General features: G+C 40.9%; 8 protein-coding genes and 1 riboswitch. All 8 genes read left to right on the top strand.

The window, feature by feature from the left end:
• Nucleotides 1-21: 21 nt before the first annotated feature.
• The 8 genes from MF646_RS18095 to MF646_RS18125 all read left to right on the top strand — a co-directional run bounded on the left by MF646_RS18095 (nucleotide 22) and on the right by MF646_RS18125 (nucleotide 6069).
• Nucleotides 22-1203, top strand: a complete 1182-nt coding sequence (locus MF646_RS18095) for an acetyl-CoA C-acetyltransferase (RefSeq protein ID WP_250097919.1) — start codon at nucleotides 22-24, stop codon at nucleotides 1201-1203.
• A gap of 20 nt (nucleotides 1204-1223) precedes the next feature.
• Complete coding sequence (locus tag MF646_RS18100) at nucleotides 1224-3008, top strand: acyl-CoA dehydrogenase family protein (protein WP_250097920.1); 1785 nt, start codon at nucleotides 1224-1226, stop codon at nucleotides 3006-3008.
• Between the two features lie 234 nt (nucleotides 3009-3242).
• Entirely contained in the window at nucleotides 3243-3404 is a 162-nt protein-coding gene (locus MF646_RS18105) for a hypothetical protein (protein ID WP_250097921.1), read from the top strand.
• 98 nt (nucleotides 3405-3502) lie between these two features.
• Nucleotides 3503-3859 carry an arsenate reductase family protein gene (locus MF646_RS18110; RefSeq protein ID WP_250097922.1) on the top strand — a complete coding sequence of 119 codons (357 nt, stop codon included), beginning with the start codon at nucleotides 3503-3505 and terminating at the stop codon, nucleotides 3857-3859.
• 71 nt (nucleotides 3860-3930) lie between these two features.
• Nucleotides 3931-4317 carry a glycine cleavage system protein GcvH gene (gcvH, locus tag MF646_RS18115; RefSeq protein WP_250097923.1) on the top strand — a complete coding sequence of 129 codons (387 nt, stop codon included), beginning with the start codon at nucleotides 3931-3933 and terminating at the stop codon, nucleotides 4315-4317.
• Nucleotides 4318-4914: 597 nt separating this feature from the next.
• A complete protein-coding gene (locus MF646_RS18120) occupies nucleotides 4915-5151 on the top strand; it encodes a YusG family protein (RefSeq protein ID WP_250097924.1) in 237 nt (78 codons plus the stop codon).
• Between the two features lie 133 nt (nucleotides 5152-5284).
• Nucleotides 5285-5371, top strand: a riboswitch (cyclic di-GMP riboswitch).
• Between the two features lie 43 nt (nucleotides 5372-5414).
• Nucleotides 5415-5537, top strand: coding sequence for a hypothetical protein (locus tag MF646_RS23320; protein WP_275980364.1), 123 nt, complete (start codon nucleotides 5415-5417; stop codon nucleotides 5535-5537).
• Between the two features lie 61 nt (nucleotides 5538-5598).
• Nucleotides 5599-6069, top strand: coding sequence for a CBO0543 family protein (locus MF646_RS18125; RefSeq protein ID WP_250097925.1), 471 nt, complete (start codon nucleotides 5599-5601; stop codon nucleotides 6067-6069).
• Nucleotides 6070-6079 lie beyond the last annotated feature (10 nt).

Consider the following 6079-nt stretch of genomic DNA (forward strand, 5'->3'; position numbering starts at 1 on the left):
GCGAGAGGGAGGGGATATACAATGAGAGAAGCAGTGATTGTAGCTGGTGCACGTACACCAGTCGGAAAAGCCAAGAAAGGCACGTTAGCAAACGTCCGTCCAGATGATTTAGGTGCGATTACGGTTCGTGAAACGTTGAAACGTGCCGGAGATTTTGATGCGTCACGTGTTGAGGACGTGATTATCGGGTGTTCGATGCCTGAAGCTGAACAAGGCATGAATATGGCTCGAAACATTTCTGCGTTAGCAGGACTTCCGAACACCGTCCCAGCCATTACGATCAACCGTTATTGTTCATCTGGATTACAAAGCATCGCATACGGAGCTGAGCGAATCATGCTCGGTTATTCAAAAGCAATCATAGCTGGAGGAGCAGAGTCAATGAGCATGATTCCAATGGGCGGTCATGTTATTGCTCCAAATGTGAAGCTTGTAGAAGAACAGCCTGAATATTACATGGGAATGGGTTATACAGCTGAAGAGGTAGCAAGTCGCTTTGAGGTGAGCCGTGCGGACCAGGATGCCTTTGCAGTAGAAAGTCATAAACGGGCGGCAGCTGCAATTCAGGCAGGATACTTTCAAGATGAAATTGTTCCAGTCGATGTAACACTTCGCTCGGTTGGTGATGATCATAAATTGAAAGAGAAACATGTTCAATTTACAACGGATGAAGGTGTAAGAACAGATACATCTATAGAAGGGTTAGCAAAACTCAGGCCCGCCTTTCACCCAAAAGGAAGTGTAACAGCAGGGAACTCGTCACAAATGAGCGATGGGGCAGCTTCTGTATTAGTGATGGACTCTGAAGAAGCTAGGGCAAACGGGTTACAACCAATTGTAAAATTCCGTTCCTTTGCAGTAGCAGGTGTAGCACCAGAGATTATGGGGATCGGCCCAGTTGAAGCAATCCCTAAAGCATTGCAGCTAGCGGGGCTAGAACTATCGGATATAGGACTATTTGAATTAAATGAAGCTTTTGCTTCTCAGGCATTACAAGTCATCCGTCACTTAAACATTGACCATGATAAAGTCAATGTCAATGGTGGTGCGATTGCACTCGGGCATCCACTCGGTTGTACGGGTACGAAATTAACACTATCCCTTATGCATGAGATGAAGCGTCGGAATGAACAGTTTGGTATTGTCACAATGTGTATCGGCGGAGGCATGGGAGCTGCTGGAGTTTTTGAACTGATTGGCTAATAAAAAAGGGGGATGAGGATATGAGTCAAACAGAAGATAAAGTAGTCAAAGGCGGGAGCTTTTTAGTAGAGGATCTTGAGGCAGATAAGTTATTTACTCCAGAGGATTTCACAGACGAACATGTTATGATTGGCCGAACAACAGAAGAGTTTGTCATTAAGGAAGTTGAGCCGGTGTTAGAAAAAATTGAAGAGCATCAATTTGATCACACGGTTCGATTACTAAAAGAGGCTGGAGAGCTTGGGTTGCTTGGAGCTGATGTGCCTGAAGAATATGGTGGTCTGGGGCTAGACAAAATTAGTTCTTCTCTTATTTCTGAAAAATTCGTTCGTGGAGGCGCGTTCGGCCTTAGCCACGGTGCACATGTTGGAATTGGCTCGTTACCTATCGTTTTTTTCGGCAGCCATGCACAAAAAGAAAAATATCTTCCTGATTTGGCATCAGGTGCTAAGCTCGCAGCATATGCATTAACAGAGCCTAGCTCAGGTTCTGATGCCCTAGGAGCAAAGACAACAGCTGTCCTAAATGAAGCCGGTACACATTATATATTAAATGGAGAAAAACAGTGGATTACGAATTCGGCTTTTGCAGATGTGTTTATTGTCTATGCCAAAATTGATGGAGATAAGTTCACAGCTTTTATTGTCGAGAAGGACTTTGAGGGGGTCTCAACTGGTCCAGAAGAAAAGAAAATGGGGATCAAAGGCTCCTCAACAAGAACATTAATTTTAGAAGATGCACTTGTTCCTACTGATAATGTCCTTGGTGAAATCGGAAAAGGTCATGTCATTGCTTTTAACATCTTAAATGTTGGGCGTTACAAGCTTGGAGTTGGTTGTGTTGGAAGTGCGAAGCGAGCACTAGAGCTTGCGGCAACTTATGCGACTGAGCGAAAACAATTTAAAACCCCAATCGGTAAATTCACGCTCATTCAAGAAAAATTAGCGAATATGGCTGTAGCAACATACGCAGCAGAAAGTTCGATCTACCGAACAGGAGGCCTGTTTGAAGAACGTCTTGGCGGTTTATCTGATGAAGAGCAAAAAGATGGTCTCAAGGTAGCCAAAGCCATTGCTGAGTACGCCATCGAATGCTCCTTAAATAAAGTAGTTGGATCTGAGACACTTGATTACGTCGTTGATGAAGCCGTTCAAATTCATGGTGGATACGGGTTCATGGCTGAATATGAAGTTGAGCGCATGTACAGAGATTCGCGCATTAATCGAATTTTCGAAGGGACAAATGAAATCAACCGCCTTCTTGTTCCTGGAACCATCATGCGTAAAGCAATGAAAGGTGAACTGCCACTACTACAAAAGGCAACAGCTCTTCAAGAAGAAATCATGATGCTAATGCCGCAAGAAATTGGTGATGAGCCACTTGAGCAAGAAAAATATATGCTCGGAATGGCGAAGAAAATTTTCTTAATGGTTGCTGGAAATGGTGCTCAAAAATATGCAGAAAAACTCCAGCACGAACAAGAACAACTTTCAAATGTTGCTGACATCGTAAGTGAAATCTATTCGATGGAATCGGTCATCCTACGTACCGAAAAGGCTATCAATAAATCAGGGGAAGAAAAAGCTCAGCAAAAGCTTCTCATGACTCAAGTATATTGCCAAGAAGCCTTTAACCGTATAGAAGCACATGCAAAGGAATCTCTCGTAGGTATGGAAGAAGGCGATAAACTCCGCACAATGCTAGGCGTTCTTCGTAAGCTAACACGCCACACGCCAATCAATGTGATTGCAAAGAAACGCCAAATTGCTGGAGTTGTATTAGAAGAAAAACGCTATGTTGTGTAATGATGTGATCACTTTTGAGAGGTTCATCTCTCTCAAAAAATAAAATATACTCCTTTCAAATGGAGCATTCTCCTCTCAGTGTAAAGAAGTCTCAAATATTTGAGGCTTCTTTGCCATTATACTGGTGTTGGTGGACTATTTCCTCGCAGGAATATGCTAATTACTTGGCGGACACATGTTTTCCCTTGTAATAACACAACCTAAAGCAAGGACGAGCAGAGGAGGAGATCCAAATTGTCAAAAAAAGAGAAAATCAGCTACACCGCTCCATTAACCGGTGTAGAAGAACAATCCGCTTCAATTGAAGGCTCTACTCATGATGCTTTGCAGACAACATGGAATACAGAGCAAATCATTGAGCTAAATAATTGTGAACAAACAGAAGATGAGCAATAATAAATAAGGGAAAGCACCAATCATTAGGGGCTTTCCCTAAAAAAGGTGTATATTGTTATGCTTTTGAACAAAATAATGACATGGGAGGAGGGGAGAAAATGGCTATTACGTTCTATGAGTACCCAAAATGTGGTACATGTAGAAAAGCGAAAAAATGGTTTGCTGACAAAGGAATTGAAGTGAACGCTATACATATTGTAGAACATCCACCATCAAAAGAAGAGCTGCGTGATCTTTTTGAAAAAAGTGGCTTAGAGCTCAAAAAGTTTTTTAATACAAGCGGTCAAAAATATCGTGAACTCGGACTAAAGGATAAGATTAAGGATATGAGTGAAGATGAAGCTCTTAGCTTACTTGCTTCCGACGGCATGCTGATCAAACGTCCGATTACAACAGATGGCAGCAAGGTGACAGTAGGTTTTAAAGAAGAACAATTTGAGGAATCTTGGAGCTAACTGTTTGTTTTCAATGGCAAAGAAGGTATAATGTAGTAAAATTTGTATTATTTTAGATGGAGGTATTAGGAATGAGCAATTTACCTAAGGAATTAAAGTATTCAGAAGAGCACGAATGGGTAAAAGTTGAAGGAGAGAAAGTTCGTGTTGGGATCACGGATTTCGCTCAATCTGAACTTGGAGATATCGTATTCGTTGAACTTCCAGAAGTAGGCGATGAGATTGAAGCGGACGAGCCTTTCGGTAGCGTGGAGTCAGTAAAAACGGTTTCTGAATTATATGCACCAATTAGCGGTAAGGTCGTAGAAGTAAATGAAGACCTTGACGATTCTCCTGAATTCGTTAATGAGTCACCATACGAAAAAGCTTGGATGATCGTCGTTGAACCAAGCGACTCAAGCGAAATTGACAAACTAATGACAGCAGAACAATACGAGGACATGATTAGCGAGGATTAGAAAAAAGGGTGGTTTTCCCTTTTTTCTAATCCTCGATGCACTGAGCGGAGCCGCCGTAATGTCTTAAGCCTTTTGAGCGAACTTCGCGGGAAGGCGCACGGCGAGTGGAGCCAGTGCAAACTATGTTCGCACTATCTAGGCCAAAAAGGTAAACCATTCCTTTTTGGCTATTTTTGATTCATTCTAAAAGAAAGAGTCGTACCGTTGTTGGGTATCTGTCTCGTAGTTCTTGCATCGGCTTTATGAAGGACATTACCAATGGTTTTTAGGTCAGAAAAGTCCATCATTGGCTTTATGAAGAACATTACCTCTGGGTTACTTTCTTGTAAAGTCCTTCATCAGCTTTATGAAGAACATTACCCTTGGATTTCGGTTTCTGAAAAGTCCATCATCGTTATTATGAAGGCTGTTACCCCTAGGTTTTTGCATCGTAAAGTCCAATAACAGCTTTATGAGGAAAGAAACTTGTTGTTATTGGTTCAGGCAGGTAACGAACCGCCTCCCCACCGCTCTTCCTCACTTTCATAATATCCCCATGATTGCAAATCGTCACGCCAGGGCACCATAAAACTAACTTCTGTATAAGGAGGTTATATCATGAGTCTCGTACGTGTTGACGTTACAAGCAAAGTAAAGGGAAAGTATGAGAATGGCCATATGAATTTATATATGGGGGATGCGCAAGTAGGGAAAGTGATTGAAACAAACGAAGGATTTCAGCATGAGATGGCTGAAGGCTTTGAATTTGATAAAGATAAAATCTTTCGCTATGAGCAAGAAAATCCTAATGAAGTAAAATCTTACGTAGAAGGCTGTGACGAGGGCTGGTGCTAAGATGTATAGCCAGAGTAGAGATGAAAACTCTACTCTGGCCTTTTTTTATGACTTATTTACAGGTACTTAATCAGGTAAATAAAATTAAATCTAAACATTTGTTTAATGGTGTCGATAATTAACATGTACACACATGCGAAAAGGGCAAAATCACCGAAAGTTGATGACGCAAAGCTAAAGGGGCTTCATTGGAATGCCAGTATGCCAGCCAGCTACCGGATGTAATCGTCCTCTGTGTGAAATAAAAAATATGGAGGAAATAAATGTTTTTAACACCTGAAGAAGCTTTTAAGAAAAAGCAACGCAAAAAAATGATTTTTAACTTCGTCGTAGTGCCAATGATAGCCTTAGCAATAGGACTGGTTGTGGCAGTATTAGGTAAGTAAAATCATCATAGTTTTATTTGCGAATGCACACTCTACATTATATAAAGGAGTGTGCATTTTTATGAAGGAACGAGTAATCTTAAACTTAGGAATCATCTTTGGGATATTAAGTTTCCCGACATTATTTAAAAGGCCGTCAGTGAAATTTTGGTTGCCTTTATTCATTGTAGATGGTCTTGTAAATTATGCATTTGATAAAACGTTAGTGAAGACAAAAAAATTGAAATACCCGGTTCGTTTTTTACCAAAAAAATTTGAAATTAATGTTATATATGATTTTTTAGTTTGCCCTATCTTATCAGTTTGGTATTGTCAATCAACATACAACTCAAAGTTACCTGGCATCATCGGAAAGTTGATGTTATTTGGGATACCACAAGCTGTCTATGAAATTTGGCTTGAGCGATGCACGAAGGCTCTCAAGTTTAAAGGGGGATGGACTTGGGTCCACTCCATGTTTGCGGTGTTTATTGTAAAGATTATTTCTCGGATTTTTTTAGAAATTTGCAAGCGCAAAAAAGTGGAAGGATAGATTTTCGAGC

Source organism: Halalkalibacter alkaliphilus, assembly GCF_023555415.1.
GTDB classification, from domain to species: Bacteria; Bacillota; Bacilli; order Bacillales; family Bacillaceae_D; genus Halalkalibacter; species Halalkalibacter alkaliphilus.

Excerpts from the sequence above, each read along its gene's own strand:
- MF646_RS18095 (WP_250097919.1), top strand. The coding sequence starts at position 22 with ATGAGAGAAGCAGTGATTGTAGCTGGTGCACGTACACCAGTCGGAAAA.
- MF646_RS18100 (WP_250097920.1), top strand. The coding sequence starts at position 1,224 with ATGAGTCAAACAGAAGATAAAGTAGTCAAAGGCGGGAGCTTTTTAGTA.
- MF646_RS18110 (WP_250097922.1), top strand. The coding sequence starts at position 3,503 with ATGGCTATTACGTTCTATGAGTACCCAAAATGTGGTACATGTAGAAAA.
- gcvH (WP_250097923.1), top strand. The coding sequence starts at position 3,931 with ATGAGCAATTTACCTAAGGAATTAAAGTATTCAGAAGAGCACGAATGG.
- MF646_RS18120 (WP_250097924.1), top strand. The coding sequence starts at position 4,915 with ATGAGTCTCGTACGTGTTGACGTTACAAGCAAAGTAAAGGGAAAGTAT.
- MF646_RS23320 (WP_275980364.1), top strand. The coding sequence starts at position 5,415 with ATGTTTTTAACACCTGAAGAAGCTTTTAAGAAAAAGCAACGCAAAAAA.
- MF646_RS18125 (WP_250097925.1), top strand. The coding sequence starts at position 5,599 with ATGAAGGAACGAGTAATCTTAAACTTAGGAATCATCTTTGGGATATTA.